The 18397-nt window shown below is 61.9% G+C and carries 23 protein-coding genes and 1 pseudogene; 7 read left to right on the top strand and 17 right to left on the bottom strand.

Going from position 1 to position 18397, the window contains the following annotated elements; genetic code table 11:
- Positions 1-9: 9 nt before the first annotated feature.
- Positions 10-633: a hypothetical protein gene (locus tag J5Y06_RS04880; RefSeq protein ID WP_209333923.1), complete on the bottom strand. Its 624-nt coding sequence runs from the start codon at positions 631-633 to the stop codon at positions 10-12.
- Between the two features lie 520 nt (positions 634-1153).
- On the opposite strand from J5Y06_RS04880, the gene J5Y06_RS04875 reads away from it, so the two are divergent.
- On the top strand, positions 1154-1645 hold the full coding sequence (locus J5Y06_RS04875) for a helix-turn-helix domain-containing protein (RefSeq protein WP_209333922.1): 492 nt from the start codon (positions 1154-1156) through the stop codon (positions 1643-1645).
- Positions 1646-2146: 501 nt separating this feature from the next.
- On the opposite strand, the gene J5Y06_RS04870 is transcribed toward J5Y06_RS04875, so the two are convergent.
- From J5Y06_RS04870 to J5Y06_RS04855, 4 genes and pseudogenes are all read right to left on the bottom strand, one after another.
- On the bottom strand, positions 2147-2404 hold the full coding sequence (locus J5Y06_RS04870) for a DUF2312 domain-containing protein (protein WP_209333921.1): 258 nt from the start codon (positions 2402-2404) through the stop codon (positions 2147-2149).
- A 107-nt stretch (positions 2405-2511) separates the two neighbouring features.
- Positions 2512-2661: pseudogene (locus tag J5Y06_RS04865) on the bottom strand (GapR family DNA-binding domain-containing protein); the annotation flags it as partial.
- 113 nt (positions 2662-2774) lie between these two features.
- Complete coding sequence (locus J5Y06_RS04860; RefSeq protein WP_209333919.1) at positions 2775-3074, bottom strand: DUF1244 domain-containing protein; 300 nt, start codon at positions 3072-3074, stop codon at positions 2775-2777.
- A 12-nt stretch (positions 3075-3086) separates the two neighbouring features.
- Positions 3087-3899, bottom strand: coding sequence for an N-formylglutamate amidohydrolase (locus J5Y06_RS04855; protein ID WP_209334389.1), 813 nt, complete (start codon positions 3897-3899; stop codon positions 3087-3089).
- A 323-nt stretch (positions 3900-4222) separates the two neighbouring features.
- Here J5Y06_RS04855 and J5Y06_RS04850 point away from each other — a divergent pair, with 323 nt between their 5' ends.
- Complete coding sequence (locus J5Y06_RS04850) at positions 4223-4636, top strand: DUF1036 domain-containing protein (RefSeq protein ID WP_209334388.1); 414 nt, start codon at positions 4223-4225, stop codon at positions 4634-4636.
- Entirely contained in the window at positions 4633-6069 is a 1437-nt protein-coding gene (gene pyk / locus J5Y06_RS04845; protein WP_209333918.1) for a pyruvate kinase, read from the top strand. The genes J5Y06_RS04850 and pyk overlap by 4 nt, the downstream gene beginning before the upstream one ends.
- 1 nt (position 6070) lies before the next feature.
- Here the strand turns inward: pyk and J5Y06_RS23415 are convergent, their stop codons facing one another.
- The 3 genes from J5Y06_RS23415 to ykgO form a co-directional block, all read right to left on the bottom strand.
- A complete protein-coding gene (locus J5Y06_RS23415; protein WP_342453365.1) occupies positions 6071-6706 on the bottom strand; it encodes an alpha/beta fold hydrolase in 636 nt (211 codons plus the stop codon).
- A 522-nt stretch (positions 6707-7228) separates the two neighbouring features.
- Positions 7229-7828 (bottom strand): tetratricopeptide repeat protein, encoded by a 600-nt coding sequence (locus J5Y06_RS04835; RefSeq protein ID WP_209333917.1) that lies wholly within the window; start codon positions 7826-7828, stop codon positions 7229-7231.
- Positions 7829-7902: 74 nt separating this feature from the next.
- Positions 7903-8028, bottom strand: a complete 126-nt coding sequence (ykgO, locus tag J5Y06_RS04830; protein WP_188824503.1) for a type B 50S ribosomal protein L36 — start codon at positions 8026-8028, stop codon at positions 7903-7905.
- Positions 8029-8192: 164 nt separating this feature from the next.
- Between ykgO and J5Y06_RS04825 the strand changes: the two genes are divergently transcribed.
- Complete coding sequence (locus tag J5Y06_RS04825; protein WP_209333916.1) at positions 8193-8603, top strand: lysozyme inhibitor LprI family protein; 411 nt, start codon at positions 8193-8195, stop codon at positions 8601-8603.
- Positions 8604-8607: 4 nt separating this feature from the next.
- Here J5Y06_RS04825 and J5Y06_RS04820 read toward each other — a convergent pair whose 3' ends face one another.
- Genes J5Y06_RS04820 through J5Y06_RS04810 form a run of 3 tightly spaced genes read right to left on the bottom strand, consistent with a single transcriptional unit; the run spans position 8608 to position 10412 of the window.
- Positions 8608-9684 (bottom strand): 5-(carboxyamino)imidazole ribonucleotide synthase, encoded by a 1077-nt coding sequence (locus J5Y06_RS04820; protein WP_209333915.1) that lies wholly within the window; start codon positions 9682-9684, stop codon positions 8608-8610.
- Positions 9681-10178 (bottom strand): 5-(carboxyamino)imidazole ribonucleotide mutase, encoded by a 498-nt coding sequence (gene purE / locus J5Y06_RS04815; protein WP_209333914.1) that lies wholly within the window; start codon positions 10176-10178, stop codon positions 9681-9683. Before purE ends, J5Y06_RS04820 begins: the two co-directional genes overlap by 4 nt.
- Before the next feature lie 30 nt (positions 10179-10208).
- A complete protein-coding gene (locus tag J5Y06_RS04810) occupies positions 10209-10412 on the bottom strand; it encodes a YdcH family protein (protein ID WP_209333913.1) in 204 nt (67 codons plus the stop codon).
- Positions 10413-10638: 226 nt separating this feature from the next.
- Here J5Y06_RS04810 and J5Y06_RS04805 point away from each other — a divergent pair, with 226 nt between their 5' ends.
- Positions 10639-10821: a YdcH family protein gene (locus J5Y06_RS04805; protein ID WP_385930770.1), complete on the top strand. Its 183-nt coding sequence runs from the start codon at positions 10639-10641 to the stop codon at positions 10819-10821.
- A 72-nt stretch (positions 10822-10893) separates the two neighbouring features.
- On the opposite strand, the gene J5Y06_RS04800 is transcribed toward J5Y06_RS04805, so the two are convergent.
- Both J5Y06_RS04800 and J5Y06_RS04795 read right to left on the bottom strand, forming a co-directional pair.
- Positions 10894-12198, bottom strand: a complete 1305-nt coding sequence (locus J5Y06_RS04800) for an MFS transporter (RefSeq protein ID WP_209333912.1) — start codon at positions 12196-12198, stop codon at positions 10894-10896.
- A gap of 67 nt (positions 12199-12265) precedes the next feature.
- Positions 12266-12460: a DUF1192 domain-containing protein gene (locus tag J5Y06_RS04795; RefSeq protein WP_209333911.1), complete on the bottom strand. Its 195-nt coding sequence runs from the start codon at positions 12458-12460 to the stop codon at positions 12266-12268.
- A 124-nt stretch (positions 12461-12584) separates the two neighbouring features.
- Here J5Y06_RS04795 and J5Y06_RS04790 point away from each other — a divergent pair, with 124 nt between their 5' ends.
- Positions 12585-13565: an NAD(P)H-quinone oxidoreductase gene (locus J5Y06_RS04790; protein ID WP_209334386.1), complete on the top strand. Its 981-nt coding sequence runs from the start codon at positions 12585-12587 to the stop codon at positions 13563-13565.
- 25 nt (positions 13566-13590) lie between these two features.
- Here J5Y06_RS04790 and J5Y06_RS04785 read toward each other — a convergent pair whose 3' ends face one another.
- On the bottom strand, positions 13591-13734 hold the full coding sequence (locus J5Y06_RS04785; RefSeq protein ID WP_209333910.1) for a hypothetical protein: 144 nt from the start codon (positions 13732-13734) through the stop codon (positions 13591-13593).
- A gap of 212 nt (positions 13735-13946) precedes the next feature.
- Here J5Y06_RS04785 and J5Y06_RS04780 point away from each other — a divergent pair, with 212 nt between their 5' ends.
- The gene (locus tag J5Y06_RS04780; protein ID WP_209333909.1) at positions 13947-14642 is read left to right on the top strand and encodes a DUF1013 domain-containing protein; all 696 of its coding nucleotides are present in this window, start codon (positions 13947-13949) and stop codon (positions 14640-14642) included.
- Positions 14643-14704: 62 nt separating this feature from the next.
- Here J5Y06_RS04780 and J5Y06_RS04775 read toward each other — a convergent pair whose 3' ends face one another.
- From J5Y06_RS04775 to J5Y06_RS04765, 3 genes are all read right to left on the bottom strand, one after another.
- Positions 14705-15427, bottom strand: coding sequence for a helix-turn-helix transcriptional regulator (locus tag J5Y06_RS04775; RefSeq protein WP_209333908.1), 723 nt, complete (start codon positions 15425-15427; stop codon positions 14705-14707).
- A 164-nt stretch (positions 15428-15591) separates the two neighbouring features.
- Positions 15592-16377, bottom strand: coding sequence for an SDR family NAD(P)-dependent oxidoreductase (locus J5Y06_RS04770; RefSeq protein ID WP_209333907.1), 786 nt, complete (start codon positions 16375-16377; stop codon positions 15592-15594).
- Between the two features lie 61 nt (positions 16378-16438).
- Entirely contained in the window at positions 16439-18367 is a 1929-nt protein-coding gene (locus J5Y06_RS04765; RefSeq protein ID WP_209333906.1) for a propionyl-CoA synthetase, read from the bottom strand.
- Positions 18368-18397 lie beyond the last annotated feature (30 nt).

The raw sequence follows: 18397 nt of genomic DNA, 5'->3' as shown, positions 1-18397 counted from the left end.
TCCGAAGCCTCAGTGAGCGGTTCCGCGGCAGGCCGGGGCAGCGCCTCCGAACTTCAGCTCGAAGGCCCGCTCGAAGGCGGGGAAATCGGTCACGGCGCCACGGAGGCCCCTCTGCTGTATTTCGTGGCAGAGCGCCGTCCATGCGAACGCCTTCCTGATGAACACGCGGCTGCCGGCGCCCGGATGCGAAAGGCTCAGGGCCGCGAGTTCGCCTGCCACGAACACCATGTGCTCCGGCACGAGGAAGTGCGCGAGGTAAACGCGGGCCCGCAGCAGGCTCTGCCGCGTCTCGCTCTCGTGCCAGCCAAGCTCCGGATCGATCCCCGCGAGCAGCCTCTCGACAGCCCCCTCGCCCGGGTTCATGACCAGGCGGTCAAGAAGGCGCAGATGATGCAGGGCGCCATCCAGGTCGCCGCGCTTCCGGATTTCCCTGGCATGCTCCCTCCCCCATTCCGCCATGTCGCTGTGCATGCTGCCCTCGAAGAACGGCATGCCCGCCATCAACTCGACGGCGGTGGGCAGATGCTCGCCAGCCAGCGAGGCGCGCCCGTTCTCTGCAAAGCCCGGAAGCGGATCGGCTTCCGGAACTCCTGCGCCGCGGGCTTCCCGAACGCGTGGTGTCTTGTTTCCCATGACGTCCATCTTCTTCTTGAGGCTCGTTCTTTAGGCTCGCCTGATCCGGAAAGCGCCGTCGACAGTCGGCCCTGATGCGAGGGCGCTGTCCTGCGGTCCGCTGCCGCCTTCGAAACGGCCACTACCCTCTCCCCTTCGACCCCGAGCAGGTGCGCCTGTCCGCTATGGCGTCGCGATCGACGGCGTTTCGGCGGAAGGCGATCGAACTGCGGGGCCACCCGCGTCGATGAGTTCCGTGGGATCCCGGGCAACCTTGAAGCCTAAGCCGCGGAGGCTACGCAGCCGCAGATAGTCCGGCTGGTGCTTCGCTCTGCGATCAGCTGTCATCATCTCTCCTGCTTCCGAATCATCTCGGAAGATCCTGGAACGACGACATACCGCACTAGCATTATGTCGTCCAGTACCGTTTTTAGTACAACTTCAGACGCCATTTTTATGGTGGCTGCAACCCCGCCGAAACGAATCCTTGATCTAGGACGGCAAGGATTCGATCAGGGAAGGATTCGAGGAATCCTTGCCCGTGCTTGTGCCGAACGAGTTGCTGCGCGCCGCTCGCATTGCCGCTGACCTGTCCCAGATCGAGCTCGCCGCCGCAGCCGGACTGGACAAGGGCACCGTGGTGCGCAGCGAAGCCAATGAACGGATGACTCAAGCCACGCTGGCCGCCCTGCGCGATGCCCTTGTGGCGTGCGGGATGACATTCGAGCCGAGCGCAGGCGATCTAGGTCCGGGCCTGCGGCTTCCACCCGGCAACGAGTCGGAACTCTCCGTCCTGACGGCTGCGGCGGACGCGATCGGCCTCTCGGTGGACGAGACGGCAGCCGCGGCCAAGCTGAGCGGCCGGACGCTGGTGCGTGCCCGGTCCGCCGGTTCCGCCTCCGCCAAGACGCTGTCGGCTCTCCGTGCGGCGCTGGAGAAAAAGGGAGTCCTTTTCGTCGAGGCCGACGGGGGTCACGGGGCAGGATTCAGGATTCCGCTTTCGATGCTATCGAGAGATGACCTGAGGTTCTGAAGCCGAGGCTGACTTCCGCTCAAGGGGCGCCTGTCAGGACGGTTGGGGTAGAATAGGCCTCCGGACGAACCAGTTGGCGGCTTCGCACCGAAGCGGACGGCGAGAACTCCGGCCAGGACTCCACCTGCGATATCCGATATCGACCCACCGCTGCGCACGCTTCAGCCGGACCGGGTTTACGACTGCGTCGCGACAAACTTCAGGATCGCAACTTGCAGTTCTGAGCCAGCCGGGACATGGCTCTCTCGAAGCAACTGCCGAGATAAGCCCCAGCTAGGCTTCCCGCCCGCTTTTCTTCGGCGGAGGAAGCCCTGCCCTCAAGGGGCAGGGTGAAGAAATTAGATCCTCCAACCGCAGCTAAGTCTCTTCCGGAGGGAGCCTCCTGGAGGTGTTGCTTGGGCATCGGCTTGCTACACTTCGGGCCTACGCCGCCCCAGCAACTCACGCCTCACTCATTCGCAGCGGGCGCTGAAACGCAACGCAACACTCCTGAAATCGGAGTCACATGCCGAGCGCGTTCATGTACAGGTCGAGGAGCGCCTCCGCCTCTTCGCGCTCGGCCTGATCCTGCTTCCTGAGACGGATGATCTGCCTGACCGCTTTGGTGTCGAATCCGGTCCCCTTACATTCGCTGTATACGTCCTTGATATCGTCGGCGATATTTTTCTTCTCCTCCTCGAGGCGCTCGATGCGTTCGATGAAGGCGCGCAGCTGTCCTGCCGCTACAGTTTGGCTGCTGTCGGTGACTTCGTCGGCCATGTCGTGATTCCTTTGGTCGGCTCGAACGCGTGTGATGCCACTCGCGATCGTGTAGTCCATTGAAGTGTTTGGATTTGTTCGAAGGTTACACGAAGCAGGGGGGACTAAAAGCCCGTGCCCTTGCACTCGGCGTACACGTCCTTGATGTCGTCGGAAATGTTCTTCTTTTCTTCTTCCAGCCGTTCGATCCGCTCGATGAAGGCGCGCAACTGGCCTGCGGCAACAGTTTGCGAGGAATCGGTCACTTCATCGGCCATGCTGATCTCCGGTGTTCTGGAAGGAGCGACTCAGGAACACAAGGGTTCGGTCGCGCGGCGGTCCGATTGCCAAAGGCGCGGGTCAGGGTCAAGCCTGTTGAAGGCTCGCCGCCTCAATGGTCGCTTGGACGCGCCTGCTCAAAGGCGATCTTCTGCTCCGGCGACGCCTCCTTCTGATGCAAGGCCTGCCATTCGGCATAAGGCATGCGGTAAATGAGTTCGCGCGCCTCGTCCTTGCTGAGCGGCTGGCCCTTTTCTTCCGCGGCTTCGCGATACCAGTTGGCGAGGCAGTTGCGGCAAAAACCGGCGAGGTTCATCAGGTCGATGTTCTGAACATCGCTGCGCGCCGAAAGGTGGTCAAGGAGCCGGCGAAAGGCCGCAGCCTCGAAATCGCGCTCTTGTTCAGGTGTCATGATCTCAAAGCCTCAGACATTTTCTTCGTGGTCGAGCGGACCGGTTTTGGATCCGAAATGCTGCACGCGATGCAGGTCGGACATGCTGTTCAGCTGTTCCAGGATCGGCACAAGCCGTCCGATCCACTCCATGCAACCGGCTTCGGTGGCAAGAAGATCCTGCCGGATCTCGATCAAGGCATGCGCATAGCCCTTCACGGTTGCGTGCTGGTAAAGCGTGTCGCCGCGCAGAGCGCCCTCGTAGGGCTCGTTGTCTCCAACGCATAGCACCGGGTCTGCCGCGAGCATCTCCATCAGCGGGCGCGCAACGCGATCGTCCTTGTCCCAAAGGATGCCGACATGCCAGGGCCGCTCTTGTCCCTGCATCACGGGCGTGAAGGAGTGCACCGAAAACAGAAAGGGTGCCTTGCCGCTCGCTTGGCTGACCTGCTCCACGGCCTGCGCAACCGCGCGGTGGTAAGGCCGGTAAAAGCGCTCGAGCCGGCGCTCGCGCTCTTCCTGGCTCAGCGGGTAGTTACCGGGCACGATTGTACCGTCATAGAGCTGTCGGATCAGCGTCGGATCGTCGTGGCCGCGGTTCGGGTCCACCAGCAAACGGCTGAACGGACAAAGCACGGCCGGCACCTCGAGCGCAGCAGCAAGCCCGCGGGTCACGTTTGCGACACCGATATCGTAGGCAATGTGCCGGTCGAACTCCCGTGCGGTGAGTCCGAGATCGGCATAATCGCCGGGCACGGCTCGGCCCGCATGGTCAGCCAGGAGCAAGAGGCCTCTGCTCCAATCGCCGTCGATCCGCTCAAACGCTTCGGAAACCTGTTGGGTCATGAGTGCTGAGGGTGAAAATCTGTCATGTTGCACGATCATGGTTCTTCCCATGTGCAGCTGTGCCGAGCAATGCCGCTGTTTCGACATTGTTGCCGATCAGGCCCAATGGCGAGAAAAGCGGATTCAAGCGATTTGATTGAGGGGCTCGGCTTCGTTGACAGGGTGGCCGAGTTTGCCGAAAAGGAGCGGGTGGTCAGCATGTCGATTTGGATTGGGCAGGGGAAAACGAAGTGAAGCGATTCGCATCGGTTCTCGCAGCGCTTGATCGAATCGCGCGCGCCGCGAAGCTCGTCCTGCCAACTGCTGTTCTTGCGCCCTTGTTGATGGGTGCGGCAACGGGTGAAGCTCGAGCTGACTTCCGGGTATGTAATGCAACACAGAACCTGGTTGGCGTTGCCATCGGCTATCGCGCCAATGCCGGTTGGGTGACGGAAGGCTGGTGGCATGTGGAGGGCTCCAGCTGCAAGACGCTGATCGAGGGCCCGCTCTCGTCGCGATACTACTACCTTTATGCGGAAGATGCCGAGCGTGGAGGACGCTGGGACGGCCCCGTCAATATGTGCGTGGCCGAACGAGAGTTCAAAATTGCCGGCGTCAACGATTGCTTCGCACGCGGTTTCCAGCGCTCCGGCTTCCAGGAATACGACACCGGTGATCAAGGCAGCTGGATGGTCCAGTTGACCGACGACCCGGCAGCAAACGGCAACGGCGCCGTTACCGGAACGGGTGGCCAATGAGACGCAGCCGCAAGGTCAAGATCCTCGCAACGCTGGGACCCGCTTCCTCCGACGAAGCGATGATCCGCAAGCTTTTCGAAGCCGGCGCGGATGTATTTCGCATCAACATGAGCCACACCGATCATCCAACGATGGAAACGCTGGTCGGGCGCATCCGGTCTGTGGAACAGGCTGTTGGTCGCCCGATCGGGATCCTGGCAGACCTGCAGGGGCCGAAGCTGCGCGTCGGCAAGTTCGCCGCTGGATCTGTAACACTCGAGATCGGGCAAAGCTTCACGCTCGACAACGATCCCACGCCAGGCGATGCCACCCGGGTGCATCTGCCGCATCCTGAAATCCTCGCCTCAGTGAAGCCGGGCCACCGCCTGCTGATCGACGACGGCCGCCTTCAGCTTCTGGCGGAAGGAGGCGACGGCCAGAGCATCGCTTGCCGCGTCGTTGCCGGCAACAAAATCTCCGACAAGAAGGGCGTGAGCCTGCCGGACACGGAGCTGCCGGTCGGAGCTCTTACCGAAAAGGACCGCAAGGATCTTGATGCGGTTCTCGCAACCGGTGTCGACTGGATCGCCTTGTCCTTCATCCAGCGGCCGGAAGATCTTGCGGAAGCCCGCAAGGTTGCGCGCGGCCGGGCCTTGCTGATGTCCAAGATCGAAAAACCGCAGGCTGTCACCCGTTTGGCCGAGATCATCGAGCTTTCGGATGCGCTCATGGTGGCGCGCGGCGACCTCGGCGTCGAAATGCCGATCGAAGCCGTGCCGGGGATCCAGAAGCAGATCACACGCGCAGCGCGCCGTGCCGGCAAGCCGGTGGTGGTGGCAACGCAGATGCTGGAATCCATGATCACGGCGCCGGTTCCGACCCGCGCCGAAGTTTCGGATGTTTCCATAGCGGTGTTCGAGGGCGCCGATGCCATCATGTTGTCGGCGGAATCGGCAGCCGGGCAATATCCGGCAGAAGCCGTCTCGATGATGAACAAGATCGCCGAACGGGTGGAACGCGACCCCACCTACCCCGGCATCATCAATGCCCAGCGCACCGAGCCCGAAGCCACGGGCGCTGACGCCATTTCCCTGGCGTCGCGCCAGATCGCGGAAACGCTGAGACTATCGGCGATCGTCACCTACACCGCATCCGGCACCACCGGGTTGCGCGCGGCCCGCGAACGGCCGCAGGTGCCGATCATAGCGTTGTCGCCTGTTGTGGAAACGGCCCGGCGCTTGTCGCTCGTGTGGGGCTGCCATTGCGTGGTCACGCCGGACGCCACCGATCTTGACGACATGGTGGATCGCGCCTGCCGCATCGCGCACAGCGAAGCGTTCGGCTCGCCCGGTGATCGTGTGATCGTGACGGCGGGCGTGCCGCTGCGCACGCCGGGCGCCACCAACATGCTGCGCATAGCCTATATCGGTTCGGACGGCCTTCGCGGCCTGTAGTCTACTGCGCGAGCGGCTCGCTTTGCGTTGCGCCGGCAGGTTCAGGGCAACGACCGACATTGTGTTGATCGCCCGCGATACGCGCCTCGACGACCCGCGCTGCCGCCTGAAGGTCGATCGCGTTGTTCCCTGCCACTTTGGCAACGGCCGCCAGCACGAGGTCAGGTGCCACCCAGTCGGGCTTGTGGCCGAGATTGTCCACCCAGACCAGCTCGGCGCCGAGAATGTCGCGCGCCAGCCCTTCCGAGTGGATTTCCTCGTAAACGACCGTGTCACGATTTCCCGTGATCACGACAGTCGGCGCCGTGATCGTGGGGTAATTCGGCGCGGTGGCGCTGACATGCCGGTAAAGCCCTTCCACATCTTCGGCATTGGCGCGAAACGAACCGGGCCGCAGGATGAGCGGAATACCCGCCTGATCTGAATAGTCTGCTGGCAGGGCGTTCGGTGCAAAGACGCAAGCCACAGCCTGTGGCAAACGCGTCAAGCCGCCGGGCAGTGCGAAAAGCTCGGCAAACAGGAAGCCGAGCACCGGCACCGACGTGACCTTGTTGTACCAGGAAGTGGCAGCACCCGGCCAAGGGTGCGAAGCGGCGGCAAGAAACACAAGCCCCGCGGTTTTCGCCGGTTCCGCCACCGCAAACGCGGCGGCAACCGCGCCGCCAAAGGAATGGCGACGATCACGGCCCGGTCTATCTCCAGGTGCTCGAGGAGAGCGGCGATTGTTTGCGCCTGTTCGGTTGGCGTGTGGTTGGTGCCTCGAGGGCCCCGTTCCGACCAGCCAAGACCCGGACGATCCATGAAAAGAAGCTCGGCCTTCCCGCGAAACACGGGAAGAAACGGCACCATCTGGTCCCGCAGATTGCTGCTGGCCCCATGGATAAAAACCACAACTGGAAGGTTGCCATCGGCGGGGCCGGGCACATGCACATAATGCAGGCGCGTTCCGCGGACCGTCGCGAAGTGTCCGACGGGCGGGAAACGCCGCGCAATCCATGCTGCGCCGACCCGGGTGAGGAAAAACAGCGTCGCAAGCACTGCGGCAGCAGCAAGCAGAACGGACTGCATGGAAGCGCTCACCAATCGGGTGGAAGGACGACTGGCTTATAGCGCTGGTTCACTGCAGCATTCTTGCGGCTCATAGAAAAAGGCAAGGACGTCAGGCGCGCTCGCCGGCCAGTTCATCGGCAAGGCGACCGACCTCATCCTGGGCCTGGCGGAAAGCGGGATAGACGCTCAACACGCGCTCATAGGCACGCAGCGCCAGTTCCTTTCGGCCAGTGCTTTTCATGATCTGTGCCAAGCCCGCCATCGCGCCGATATGGCGCGGCTCAAGTTCCACCGTCCGCTCGATATCGGCCATCGACTTTGCGTAGTTCTGCATCGCGAAATGCACAGTCGCCCGGCGGTTGAAGGCTTCCGCGAAATCGGGCCGGAGAGTGATCACCTGATCCAGAAAATCGAGTGCAACGCTGTACTTCTTGTTTTTGAGGGCATCGGCCGACCACTTCATCATCAGGTCGATCGTGGAGCTGCCGGAACGGGCCAGTTCCGCATTGATCTTGTTGGCGGTGCGCTCGGCTTCAACCACGTTGCCTTCGCGCTTCAAGGCGTGGAACAGGTCGTCCAACGTCTGGCTATGCCGCGTCGTTTCGCGCGACGTCGGGGAAAGGACCTGCTGCACGTCGGGCTCCGCCGCCCGGGCACCCGAAAGCCCGCCGAGAAGCACCAGCACCATAAACAAAAAAACGTTCCGCATGACCCTGAGATTAGTCAGGTCGTGCGGAACGTCCAACTGATAAATGCGTGAGCCAGCCAAAAGCCGGCCAACGATCAACCCTGGCGAGCCTTGTAGCGCGGCGCAGTCTTGTTGATGATATAGATGCGGCCCTTGCGGCGGACCATGCGGTTGTCGCGGTGACGACCCTTGAGGGCCTTCAGGGAGTTCTTGATCTTCATCGGCTCAATCCGTCGGTGCGGCCTCGCGGCCGAAATGAAAGGCGCGCCCGCGAAGGCGCGCCGAAACTGTGGCGTGTCTCTAACCGAGGGCCGGTGCCGATGTCAACCGCATCTTGACCATAGGCGCGCGGTTGCATCTAACAACAGGCCGGAGGTTCTTCATCATGCGACCCATTTTTGTTGTTGCCATGCTGGCGCTGTTTTGCGTTTCGCCGCGGACGGCGGCCGCCCAGGACTGTGAAACCAGCGAAAACCAGATGGAGCTGAACCTGTGTGCCGCTGAGGCGCTAGAAGAAGCGGATACCCGCCTCAACACAGCCTATCGTGCCATCGAAAGCCGTTTAACAGGCGAAGACGACCTGAAGCAGCGGTTGCGGGCGACACAACGGGCGTGGATCACCTTCCGCGATGCCGAATGCCGCTTTCTCAATGCAAACGCCGAAGGCGGCACGATTTTTCCTATGCTCGAAAGCCAGTGCCTCGCCGACATCACGAGCGAGCGCGCGGACAAGCTCGAAGACTACCTCGTGTGCGATGAAATCGATATGAGCTGCCCCGTTCCCGACGCGCAGTGAGCTGTCAGCCGATCAAGCGCGTTGCATGGCCCATCTTGCGGCCTGCGCGCGTTTCGCTCTTGCCGTAAAGGTGCACGAGCGTACCGCTCTCGGCGAGAAGCTGCGGGACGCGCTCGACGTCATCTCCGATCAGGTTCTCCATCAAACAGTCGGAATGGCGACGGGTGTCGCCAAGCGGCAGGCCGGCCACTGCGCGAATGTGCAACTCGAACTGTGACAGGACACAGGCGGCTTCGGTCCAATGGCCGGAATTGTGCACCCGCGGCGCGATCTCGTTAACCTTCAGCGTGCCGTCCGCGAGCGCGAAAAACTCGACGCCGATAACGCCCACATAGTCCAGGGCCGAGAGAATGCGCCCGGCAGTAGCCTGCGCTTGTTCTGCGGTTTGCCTCCCAATGCGCGCCGGGACAGTGGAGCTGCGCAGAATACCCTCGCGGTGGACATTCTCTGCAGGATCATAGGCGACAACGGAGCCATCGACGCTGCGCGCCGCGATTACGGAGATTTCGCGCTCAAAGGGCACCAGCGCTTCAAGGATCAGTGGTACGCCGCCCATGGCGGCATAGGTCCCCTCCACCCGCTGCGGATGGGCATCGCGAAACAGCTTCTGTCCCTTGCCGTCATAGCCCATCCGGCAGGTTTTCAGGATACCGCTGTTCCCGAAGTCAGCCAGCGCGCGGGAAAGCGCCGCGTCATCTCCCACCGCAGCATACCTAGCGGTCTCGATGCCGATTCCGTTCAGGAAAGCCTTTTCGGCAATCCGGTCCTGCGCCACTTCGAGCGCACGTGCCGGCGGGAACAGGCGAGCACCGGACGCGACGAGGTGGTGGGCGGCCGGCAGCGGAACGTTTTCGAACTCGTAGGTCACCACGTCGCAGACTTGCACCAGTTGCCCAAGCGCGTCGCGGTCGTCGTAGGCGGCAATGATCTGCGCGCTCGCCACCTGCGCAGCCGGGCAGTCCGCTTGCGGTTCAAGGATGATTGTCTTGTAGGACAGCCGCGCCGCGGCCATGGCGAGCATGCGGCCAAGCTGACCACCGCCCACGATTCCGATGGTGGAACCCGCTGGCAAACCCGTCATGCGTCATCCCGGGGATGATCGGCCACGCCGGCCGTCTGATTGGCTCGGAAAGCATCAAGCCGCTTAGAGAGTTCCTCGTCGTGCAGCGCGAGAACCGCGGCCGCGAGCAGCGCTGCGTTGACGGCGCCGGCGCGTCCAATCGCCAACGTGCCAACGGGGATGCCGGCCGGCATCTGAACGATCGACAGAAGCGAATCCTGGCCAGAAAGCGCCTTGGATTGCACCGGAACCCCGAACACGGGCAGCGGGGTCAGGGCCGCGGCCATGCCGGGAAGGTGCGCTGCACCGCCCGCCCCTGCGATGACGACCTTGAACCCAGCCGCCTTGGCTCCCTTGGCGAAGTCGAACAGCCGCTCGGGCGTTCGGTGTGCCGACACGATCTGGTCGGAATGCGAAATGCGCAGTTGATCCAGGATATCGGCGGCATGTTTCATGGTCGCCCAGTCAGACTGGCTGCCCATGATCACAGCGACATCAACGGTTTTACCGTCCATGCGAGGCGTCCTGTTCCGTTTGCCAACTAGTCAGGCGATGATGTCCGGGATGATCTTGTCTTCCACCTCGGACAAGCGGTCCTTCAAGGCGAGCTTCTTCTTTTTCATCCGCTGGATCTGGAGCGGATCACAGCCGGTTGCAATCATTGCGTTGATGGCGGCGTCGAAATCAGCATGCTCTTGCCTGATGCGCGCATATTCCAGGCGGATTTCAGCCTGATCCTGTTCGGACATGAAGTGGTCACTCCGGGCGCTGGACGCTGGCGGCATGGGTGGAAAACGATGCCCTTCAGCATCTGGCTCGCGCATAACACATCTTGTCCCAACGTTAAATGCTACTACGTGATGTTCGACACGGAACTGCTTCGGTGGCAAAGTGTCATTGAACCGTCACGGAGCTTCGGGCCGCGGTGGAACAAGCCCGGCGCGGTTCAGTTCGAGGAACCAGAAGGGAGAATAGATGATGTCTTTGACTTCCCATCTTGAGGAATTGCAGCGCAAGCACGGAGATCTGGAAAAGCAGATCGTGCAGGCGATGGCGAGCCCCTCCAGCGACGATCTGGAAATCCTGTCTTTGAAGCGACGCAAGCTCGCGCTCAAGGATGAGATCACGAAACTCAAGGTGGCGCACACGACCCATTAAGTGTGCTGGGATCATCGGATCCCTCGAGACGTCTTCAGTGCTCCGCGCCGCCTCTGGTGGCGCGGTTTTTGTTTAGCCGGGAACAGGCTCCGCAAGCTCCCGATCCTTTCGTTCTTCCACATCGCTCCGTCCCTCCTCCTCATCATCCGGCCCACGCGGATCTAGCAGGATGGCTTGCGGTGTTTGCGCCCGCTCCGCCGGCAGCGCGTTGAAGGCCTCACGCTGCTCGATCGGAACCGGGGCTCGCCGCGAGATGCGCAGCACCGCATAGGCTGCAAGCGTGCCATGCGCGAGGGCGGTGGCGAGAAATACGGCTTCGGGCCGCATCTCCGACATCAGGGCCGAACCGAGCACTGGTCCGATCATGGTGCCGAAGCCGTAAAGCAGCAGCAATCCGCTGGAGATCTTCACGAAATCGCTGGCATCGGCATGGTCGTTCGCATGCGCAACAGCCAGCGAATACAGGATATAGGCCATGGCGCCGTAAGCGCAGGTCGTCACGATCACCACGAGGCCCGAGCGTGGCTCGATCAAGAAGATCAGGACACCGATCAGGGCGCCAAGAAGCGCCGCTCCCGCAAGGATAAACCGCCGGTCCGTGATGTCGGACAACCGCCCTGCCGGGATCTGCATCGCAGCTCCCGCCACCACGACAAGGCTCATCATGACGGCGATTTCGGCCGTGGAGATGCCGATCCGCGCGCCGTAGACGGCGCCTAGCGTGCCCCACGCCCCATTCGCCACGCCCACAAGGAAGCAGGCCGTGAACGCGACGGGCGAGTTGGCATAAAGGCCTTTCAGATTGAGCGAAACGTCCTGCAGCGGCTGGGGCGTTGCTGCAATGGACACGGTGGTCGGGATCAAGGAACAGCAAAACAGGATCCCTGACACCATGAACAGCGAGCTTGTGCTGACATCCGCGGCTGCCACCGCCAATTGCCCGGCCATGATGGAAGCATAGGTGACCATCATGTAGAGACCGAACACCGTTCCGCGGTTCTCGTTGGTCGCCTTCTCGTTGAGCCAGCTTTCAATCACCATGAATGCCCCGGCCATGACAAAGCCGGTGAAAACACGAGATATGATCCAGGCCCACTCGTTGATCACGAGGCCAGTAATCAGCACGATGATCGCCGCGGAGGCGGAAAAAGTGCCGAACGCCCGCACATGCCCCACGCGGCGGACGAGCCGGGGCGCATAAACACAGCCAGCCACGAAGCCGCCCGCCCATGCTGTGCCAAGAAGACCAAGCGACCAGGTCGAAAACCCTTCCGCCTGTCCGCGCAGCGGGAGAAGCAGGTTGTGAAGACCGGACGCAGCAAGCAGGAAGGCAGTGCCGCGCAGCAGGGAAAAGATCGGACGGTAGCTCGCAAGCATGGATCACCATCTTTGGAGTTAGTCCGCCGAGCGAATCGGCAGGGAGGTTGGAGGCGACAGGTGGCGACTAAGTGCGGCGGAAAAGCGCTTCGGCCGCCGACTTCGTTTGATGCTTGGCCGCCAGTTCCTCTTCAAGCCGCGCGATTTCAGCTCGCAGCATCTCAACGCGACTGCGAAGCTCGTCAGCCGACAAGAGCGCCAGATCCTGACCGATCTCATGGGCTGCCAACCGCTTGCGCGATTCTTCCTCGAAGATGCTCACCGAACTCCTCCGCTTTATTCTGCTCGCTTGAAGCATAGATAAAGCGGCTTCATGAAAGGCAACCAGCCGAATGAAGGGGATTGTCATGCCTGACGCACCGGTGAACGGTCATCTGCCCGAAACAATGAGCGCCGTGGCGATCAAGAACCCCGGCGGACCGGAAGTTCTTGTGCCGGAACAGCGGCCCCTCCCCCAGTTGCGGAGCGGCGAGGTGCTGATCCAGGTTCGTGCTGCCGGGATCAACCGCCCGGATGTTTTGCAGCGAAAGGGTGCCTATCCGCCACCTAAGGATGCGTCGGACCTCCCGGGCCTCGAGGTTGCGGGTGAGATTGCAGCGGTTGGGCCGGAAACACCCCGCTGGGCGGTCGGCGACTGCGTCGTGGCGCTCGTGCCTGGCGGCGGCTATGCCGAATACTGCCGTGTTCATGGAACCAACGTCCTGCCCCTGCCGGAAAACCTCAGCATGGTGGAAGGCGGGGCAGTGCCGGAAACCTTCTTTACCGTGTGGCACAACGTCTTCGAGCGTGGCGGGCTGAAGGCGGGTGAAACCTTTCTCGTGCATGGCGGTACATCGGGCATCGGCACGACGGCCATCCAACTGGCGAAAGCTTTCGGCGCTCAGGTGATCGCTACGGCTGGCTCGGCCGACAAGTGCGCCGCTTGCGAACAGCTCGGCGCCGATCGCGCGATCAATTACCGCGAAGAAGATTTCGTGACGGCCGTGAAGGATTTCACCGGCGGCAAAGGCGCTGACGTGATCCTGGACATGGTAGGCGGCGATTATGTTGCGCGAAACTACGACGCTGCCGCGATGGACGGGCGTATCGTGCAGATCGCAACCCTGAACGGCGCGTCCGTGCAGACGGACGTATCCAAGCTGATGGTGAAGCGACTTCACCACACCGGTTCGACGCTGAGGCCACGCTCGGTAGAGTTCAAGGCCGCAATTGCCGCGGCCCTGGAGGCCGATGTTTGGCCGCTGCTTGCTTCGGGCGAAGTCGCGCCGGTCATGGATCGTGTTTTCACGCTCAACGACGCCCGCCATGCGCATGAACGCATGGAAGGCGGTGATCACATCGGCAAGATTGTTCTTGAGGTACCCTGAGAGTCGAGACGCTCCCGGGCGTGCGCTACTTGCCTTTACCGGGAGCTCCCGGCTTGCCGGAATCCTTGACCTGCGAGCCGAAGGGCGAAGAAGCGGGCTTTGCAGCAGCCGCTTTGTCCTTCTTCGGTTTTCGCACTTCCTTGTTGCTGCGAACTTGTCCTTTGGCCATGGCTGGTTCCTTCGAGGGATCTAAACAGCAGCAGAAACGAAAGTGGCCTTTCTGTCCAGCGGCGCCGGATCGAACACGCGGCAAAAACCGCCGCGAAGCCATTCCCGTTGCGGGACGGTCTCAGTTTGGCTATATCGGAGGTGATTTCCAAAATCTGGTGGTTTGAACCACCGCCCGCGAGAAAGACGCGGGCGAACGAGAGGATTTATCTGATGGCGAACACGCTCCTGATGCCCAAGGCGACAGCCGTCTGGCTGGTCGACAACACAGCGCTTTCTTTCGATCAGATCGCCCAGTTCTGCTCGTTGCATCCGCTTGAAGTGAAAGCGATCGCCGATGGCGAAGCGGCGCAGGGCATCAAGGGCATGGATCCGATGATGACAGGTCAGCTCAGCCGCGATGAGATCGCCAAAGCCGAGGCGGATCCCAACCATCGCCTGAAGCTGTTGGAACCAAAAGTTCGCGTGCCGGAGTCGAAGCGCAAGGGCCCGCGCTACACACCTTTGTCCAAGCGCCAGGATCGCCCGAACGCCATTCTCTGGCTCGTCCGCAACCATCCTGAGCTGAAGGACGCACAAATCTCGCGGCTTGTCGGCACCACGAAGGCAACGATTGAACAGATTCGCGAGCGCAAGCACTGGAATGCAGCCAACCTCACGCCGATGGATCCCGTGACGTTGGGCCTGTGCTCGCAGATTGACCTTGACCTCGAAGTGAGCCGCGCGTCGCGCGAAAAGGGTCCCGTAGCAGCCTCCGGAGAAACCCTGCTGCCGGCATCCATGACGGAGCGCCTTGAAGTCGCGGAACCGCAGAACGAGGACGACAAGGAACTCGACGCGAATGCGGTTTTCGCCAAGCTGTCTTCCTTGAAGAACCGCAGCCAGACGGAAGACGAGGACGAGCAGTAAGGCTCGGTGCTCTCTTCCTGACGCCAATCAGCGGCAGTCTTCGGACTGCCGCTTTTTTGTGATCAGCTCGCCACCGAAGTTCGGTGATAAACACGCTCCTGCCCTTCGCGTGCTTCCATGGCGCGGTAGAAGTCGCTCAGCATACGGCCACGTTCGGGCTTGAAGCGCCGCCCCGCCAGTTCTAGCTTCGCGATGCGGTCAATTCGAAAGGTGCGGAAGTCGCCGCGTAACTCGCACCACCCGGCTAGAGTCCAGACCTTGCCCCAGAACCAGAGCCCCAGGGGCCAAACGTCCCGGGTGGACGCGCGACCTTGCTCATCGAGATAGTCGAGCGCAACCACATCGCGGCTTTCCACCGCGCGCTCCATCAGATCAATGGCGGCCCGGTCCTGGTCCTTGATCACCCAAAGCGGGGAATGAATTTCCGTCCGGTTGATCCGCTCGCGCTCGCCTTCAGGCAAAACCGCCCCGATCTTCACAAGGGCCTCCTCGGCGGCACGGGCCATGGTGGCGCCCCCGAACGCACGTACCATGCGCGCGCCTGCCACGAGCGCCACGATCTCGTCGCGGGTAAACATCAAGGGCGGAAGATCATAGCCTTCCCGCATGATATAGCCGACACCCGCCTCGCCTTCGATCGGAACGCCAGTGGCCTGGAGATCGACGATGTCGCGGTAGATGGTGCGCTCGGAAACTTCCAGCCATTGCGCGAGCTTCTGCGCCGTCACCAAGCGGCTGCCGCGCATGTGCTGAACGATCTGGAACAGGCGATCGGCGCGGCGCATCGACGAAACCCTTTCCTGCTCAGCCACAAGCGGCGAGACCTGCAAACCCGCGTCCGCAACGACGGACGGGAGTGGACCATCGCATGACACTGCTGACAACATAGTGTCAGGAACATCCGAAGCGAGATCAGAAGAGCAGGAAGGGCGTAAGTCGAGGTGAGGCGTCAGTCCTTCACGGCAACCGTATAGTTGAGCGGAAGACGTCCACCATCCGCATAGATCGTTTGCCCGGTGATGTAGCTGGCGTCGTCGGATGCAAGGAAGGCGGCAATCGACGCGATTTCCGAGGTTTCGCCCACGCGACCCATGGGCGTGCGGGACAAGATTCGGCGGCGAGCTTCAGGGTCGTTGTTGACCGAGGCGAGCATGGCCGTGTTGATGGATCCGGGACCGATCGCATTGACGCGAATGCCATAAGGCGCCAGCGAAATAGCCATCACCTTGGTCAACTGGTTCATGCCGCCTTTCGAAATCGAATAAGGGACCTGGTTTGGGAGGCCGAAAACCGCGTTTACGGAGGACATGTTCACGATCGCGCCAGCGCTTCCGCCGTTCTTGACCTTTTCCACCATGAAGCGCGCCACCGCCTGCCCGGTAAGGAAAGCGCCCTTGAGGTTAATTGCAAGAACGCGGTCGAAGTCGGCTTCCTCCACGTCGAGGAAGTCTGCACCGTGCACCACACCCGCGTTGTTTACGAGTATGTCGATGTCACCGTAAAGGTCGTTCGCGGCCGCCAGCAGATTGTGCACGTCAAGACGCTTGGACACATCCGTTTTGACGAAGCTCGCCTCGCCCAAGCGCTTCAGGGTCTCGATGGTCTTCTCGCCACCTGCAACATCCACATCCGCAAGGATGACCTTGATCCGCTCCCGCACGAAGCGTTCCGCAATGGCAAACCCGATGCCGCTTGCCCCTCCGGTCACGATTGCGGTTTTGCCGTCGAGTGCCATGCTAATCTCCATGCTGGGCTGTCGCGTTGCGGCGCGACAGTGTCTGCCCGGCGCAGCGAAATCAACCGGCCTTGGCCATTCCGCTGCCGCCCAAGCCGCGTTGGCCCATCGCTTCGCTGATCTCGTCCATGATGACCGGATCATCGATGGTGGCTGGCATGGTCCATTCTTCCCGATCCGCCACCTTCTGCATGGTGGAGCGCAGGATTTTGCCCGAGCGCGTTTTCGGCAGGCGCTTGATGGCAATCACCTGCTTCAAGGCCGCCACCGCACCGATCCGGTCGCGGACCATTGCCACCACCTCACGCTCGATCTCGGCCGTGTCCCGCTCCACGCCGGCGTTGAGCACAACAAGCGCAAGTGGAACCTGTCCCTTCAAGGAGTCGGCGATGCCGATCACGGCGCATTCGGCGACGTTCGGATGCTCCGCAACCACTTCTTCCATGCTGCCGGTGGACAGGCGATGGCCCGCGACATTGATGATGTCGTCGGTGCGCGACATGATGAAGATATAGCCGTCCTCGTCGATGAAGCCTGCATCCGCCGTTTTGTAGAAGCCGGGGAACTCGGCAAGATAGGCTTCCCGACAGCGCTCATCCGCTTGCCAGAGCGTCGGCAGCGCGCCTGGCGGCAGGGGGAGCTTGATCACCACATTGCCGAGCGTGCCGCGGGGAACCGGGTGGCCGCTGTCGTCCACTACCTGCACGTCGTAGCCGGGCATGGGCATGCCCGGTGAGCCGTATTTCACCGGCAGCATGCCGAGCCCCACCGGGTTGTGGCTGATCGGCGCGCCGCTTTCAGTCTGCCACCAGTGGTCGACAACCGGCACGCGGAGCTTGTTTTCCGCCCATTTGATCGTCTCCGGATCGGCGCGCTCGCCCGCCAAAAAAAGCGTGCGGAGCTTCGACAGGTCGTAGTCCCCGACCAGCCGCCCTTCCGGATCTTCCTTCTTGATGGCGCGGAAGGCTGTTGGCGCCGTGAAAAGCCCCACCGCGCCGTGTTCGGCGATCACCCTCCAATACGCGCCCGCGTCGGGGGTGCCCACAGGCTTGCCTTCATAAAGAATCGATGTAGCGCCGTGCAGAAGCGGGCCATAAACGATGTAATGGTGGCCGACGATCCAGCCCACATCGGACGAGCAAAAGAACACCTCGCCAGGATTGACGCCGAACTCGTTCCACATGGTCCATTTCATCATGACCATGAGCCCGCCCGTGTCGTGCACCACGCCCTTTGGCTTGCCGGTGGTGCCCGATGTATAAAGAACATAAAGAGGGTCCGGCGCTTCCACCGGGACGCATTCCACCGTGGTTCCGGCGCTTCTGGCGTCCTCAACGCTGTCACGGTAGTCGAGGTCACGCCCTTCGGTCAGAGCGCAGGGCTTTTGCGCCCGCTGGAGGATAATGCAACGGGCGGGCTTGGCAGTCGCCATGTCGATGGCCTGGTCCAACAGCGGCTTGTAGTCGATGATCCTCGTGGGCTCGATCCCGCATGATGCCGAGATGATCAGCTTTGGTCGCGCATCGTCGATGCGTGTTGCGAGTTCCTTGGCGGCAAAGCCGCCGAACACGACGGAATGGATGGCGCCTAGCCGCGCACAGGCAAGCATGGCAAAGGCTGCCTGCGGCACCATCGGCATGTAGATGATGACACGATCGCCCTTTTCGACGCCCTGGGCGCGGATCACTGCGGCGAGCGCCACCACCTCATCAAGGATCTGGCGATACGTGTAGGTTTCTTTCGTGCCGGTCAGCGGCGAGTCATAGATCAGCGCCGTTTGATCGGCGCGCCCGCCGTCGACATGCCGGTCCAGGGCGTTGTAGCACATGTTGCAGGTGGCACCGACAAACCAATGGCCATAAACGCCCGCTTCGGGATCAAACACCTTGTCCCAAGGCGTAAACCAGTCGATCTCCTTTGCGGCTTCGGCGAAGAAGCGCTCCGGGTCACGTTGCCAGGCTGAATAAGTTTCGTGGTACTGCGACGGCATCTTCTTCCTCCACCTTGCCCGTGATGTTTG

Origin of the sequence: Tianweitania sediminis (assembly GCF_017813335.1) — a bacterium.
GTDB classification, from domain to species: Bacteria; Pseudomonadota; Alphaproteobacteria; order Rhizobiales; family Rhizobiaceae; genus Tianweitania; species Tianweitania sediminis.
This window is presented reverse-complemented; position numbering and strand designations above follow the sequence as displayed.

Excerpts from the sequence above, each read along its gene's own strand:
- J5Y06_RS04785 (WP_209333910.1), bottom strand. The coding sequence starts at position 13,734 with ATGGCCAAAGGACAAGTTCGCAGCAACAAGGAAGTGCGAAAACCGAAG.
- J5Y06_RS04810 (WP_209333913.1), bottom strand. The coding sequence starts at position 10,412 with ATGTCCGAACAGGATCAGGCTGAAATCCGCCTGGAATATGCGCGCATC.
- J5Y06_RS04805 (WP_385930770.1), top strand. The coding sequence starts at position 10,639 with ATGATGTCTTTGACTTCCCATCTTGAGGAATTGCAGCGCAAGCACGGA.
- J5Y06_RS04850 (WP_209334388.1), top strand. The coding sequence starts at position 4,223 with ATGGGTGCGGCAACGGGTGAAGCTCGAGCTGACTTCCGGGTATGTAAT.
- J5Y06_RS04820 (WP_209333915.1), bottom strand. The coding sequence starts at position 9,684 with ATGACGGGTTTGCCAGCGGGTTCCACCATCGGAATCGTGGGCGGTGGT.
- J5Y06_RS04790 (WP_209334386.1), top strand. The coding sequence starts at position 12,585 with ATGAGCGCCGTGGCGATCAAGAACCCCGGCGGACCGGAAGTTCTTGTG.
- J5Y06_RS04855 (WP_209334389.1), bottom strand. The coding sequence starts at position 3,899 with ATGACCCAACAGGTTTCCGAAGCGTTTGAGCGGATCGACGGCGATTGG.
- J5Y06_RS04800 (WP_209333912.1), bottom strand. The coding sequence starts at position 12,198 with ATGCTTGCGAGCTACCGTCCGATCTTTTCCCTGCTGCGCGGCACTGCC.
- purE (WP_209333914.1), bottom strand. The coding sequence starts at position 10,178 with ATGGACGGTAAAACCGTTGATGTCGCTGTGATCATGGGCAGCCAGTCT.
- J5Y06_RS04775 (WP_209333908.1), bottom strand. The coding sequence starts at position 15,427 with ATGCGCCGCGCCGATCGCCTGTTCCAGATCGTTCAGCACATGCGCGGC.
- J5Y06_RS04835 (WP_209333917.1), bottom strand. The coding sequence starts at position 7,828 with ATGCGGAACGTTTTTTTGTTTATGGTGCTGGTGCTTCTCGGCGGGCTT.
- J5Y06_RS04870 (WP_209333921.1), bottom strand. The coding sequence starts at position 2,404 with ATGGCCGACGAAGTCACCGACAGCAGCCAAACTGTAGCGGCAGGACAG.
- J5Y06_RS04860 (WP_209333919.1), bottom strand. The coding sequence starts at position 3,074 with ATGACACCTGAACAAGAGCGCGATTTCGAGGCTGCGGCCTTTCGCCGG.
- J5Y06_RS04880 (WP_209333923.1), bottom strand. The coding sequence starts at position 633 with ATGGGAAACAAGACACCACGCGTTCGGGAAGCCCGCGGCGCAGGAGTT.
- J5Y06_RS04765 (WP_209333906.1), bottom strand. The coding sequence starts at position 18,367 with ATGCCGTCGCAGTACCACGAAACTTATTCAGCCTGGCAACGTGACCCG.
- ykgO (WP_188824503.1), bottom strand. The coding sequence starts at position 8,028 with ATGAAGATCAAGAACTCCCTGAAGGCCCTCAAGGGTCGTCACCGCGAC.
- J5Y06_RS04780 (WP_209333909.1), top strand. The coding sequence starts at position 13,947 with ATGGCGAACACGCTCCTGATGCCCAAGGCGACAGCCGTCTGGCTGGTC.
- pyk (WP_209333918.1), top strand. The coding sequence starts at position 4,633 with ATGAGACGCAGCCGCAAGGTCAAGATCCTCGCAACGCTGGGACCCGCT.
- J5Y06_RS04825 (WP_209333916.1), top strand. The coding sequence starts at position 8,193 with ATGCGACCCATTTTTGTTGTTGCCATGCTGGCGCTGTTTTGCGTTTCG.
- J5Y06_RS04770 (WP_209333907.1), bottom strand. The coding sequence starts at position 16,377 with ATGGCACTCGACGGCAAAACCGCAATCGTGACCGGAGGGGCAAGCGGC.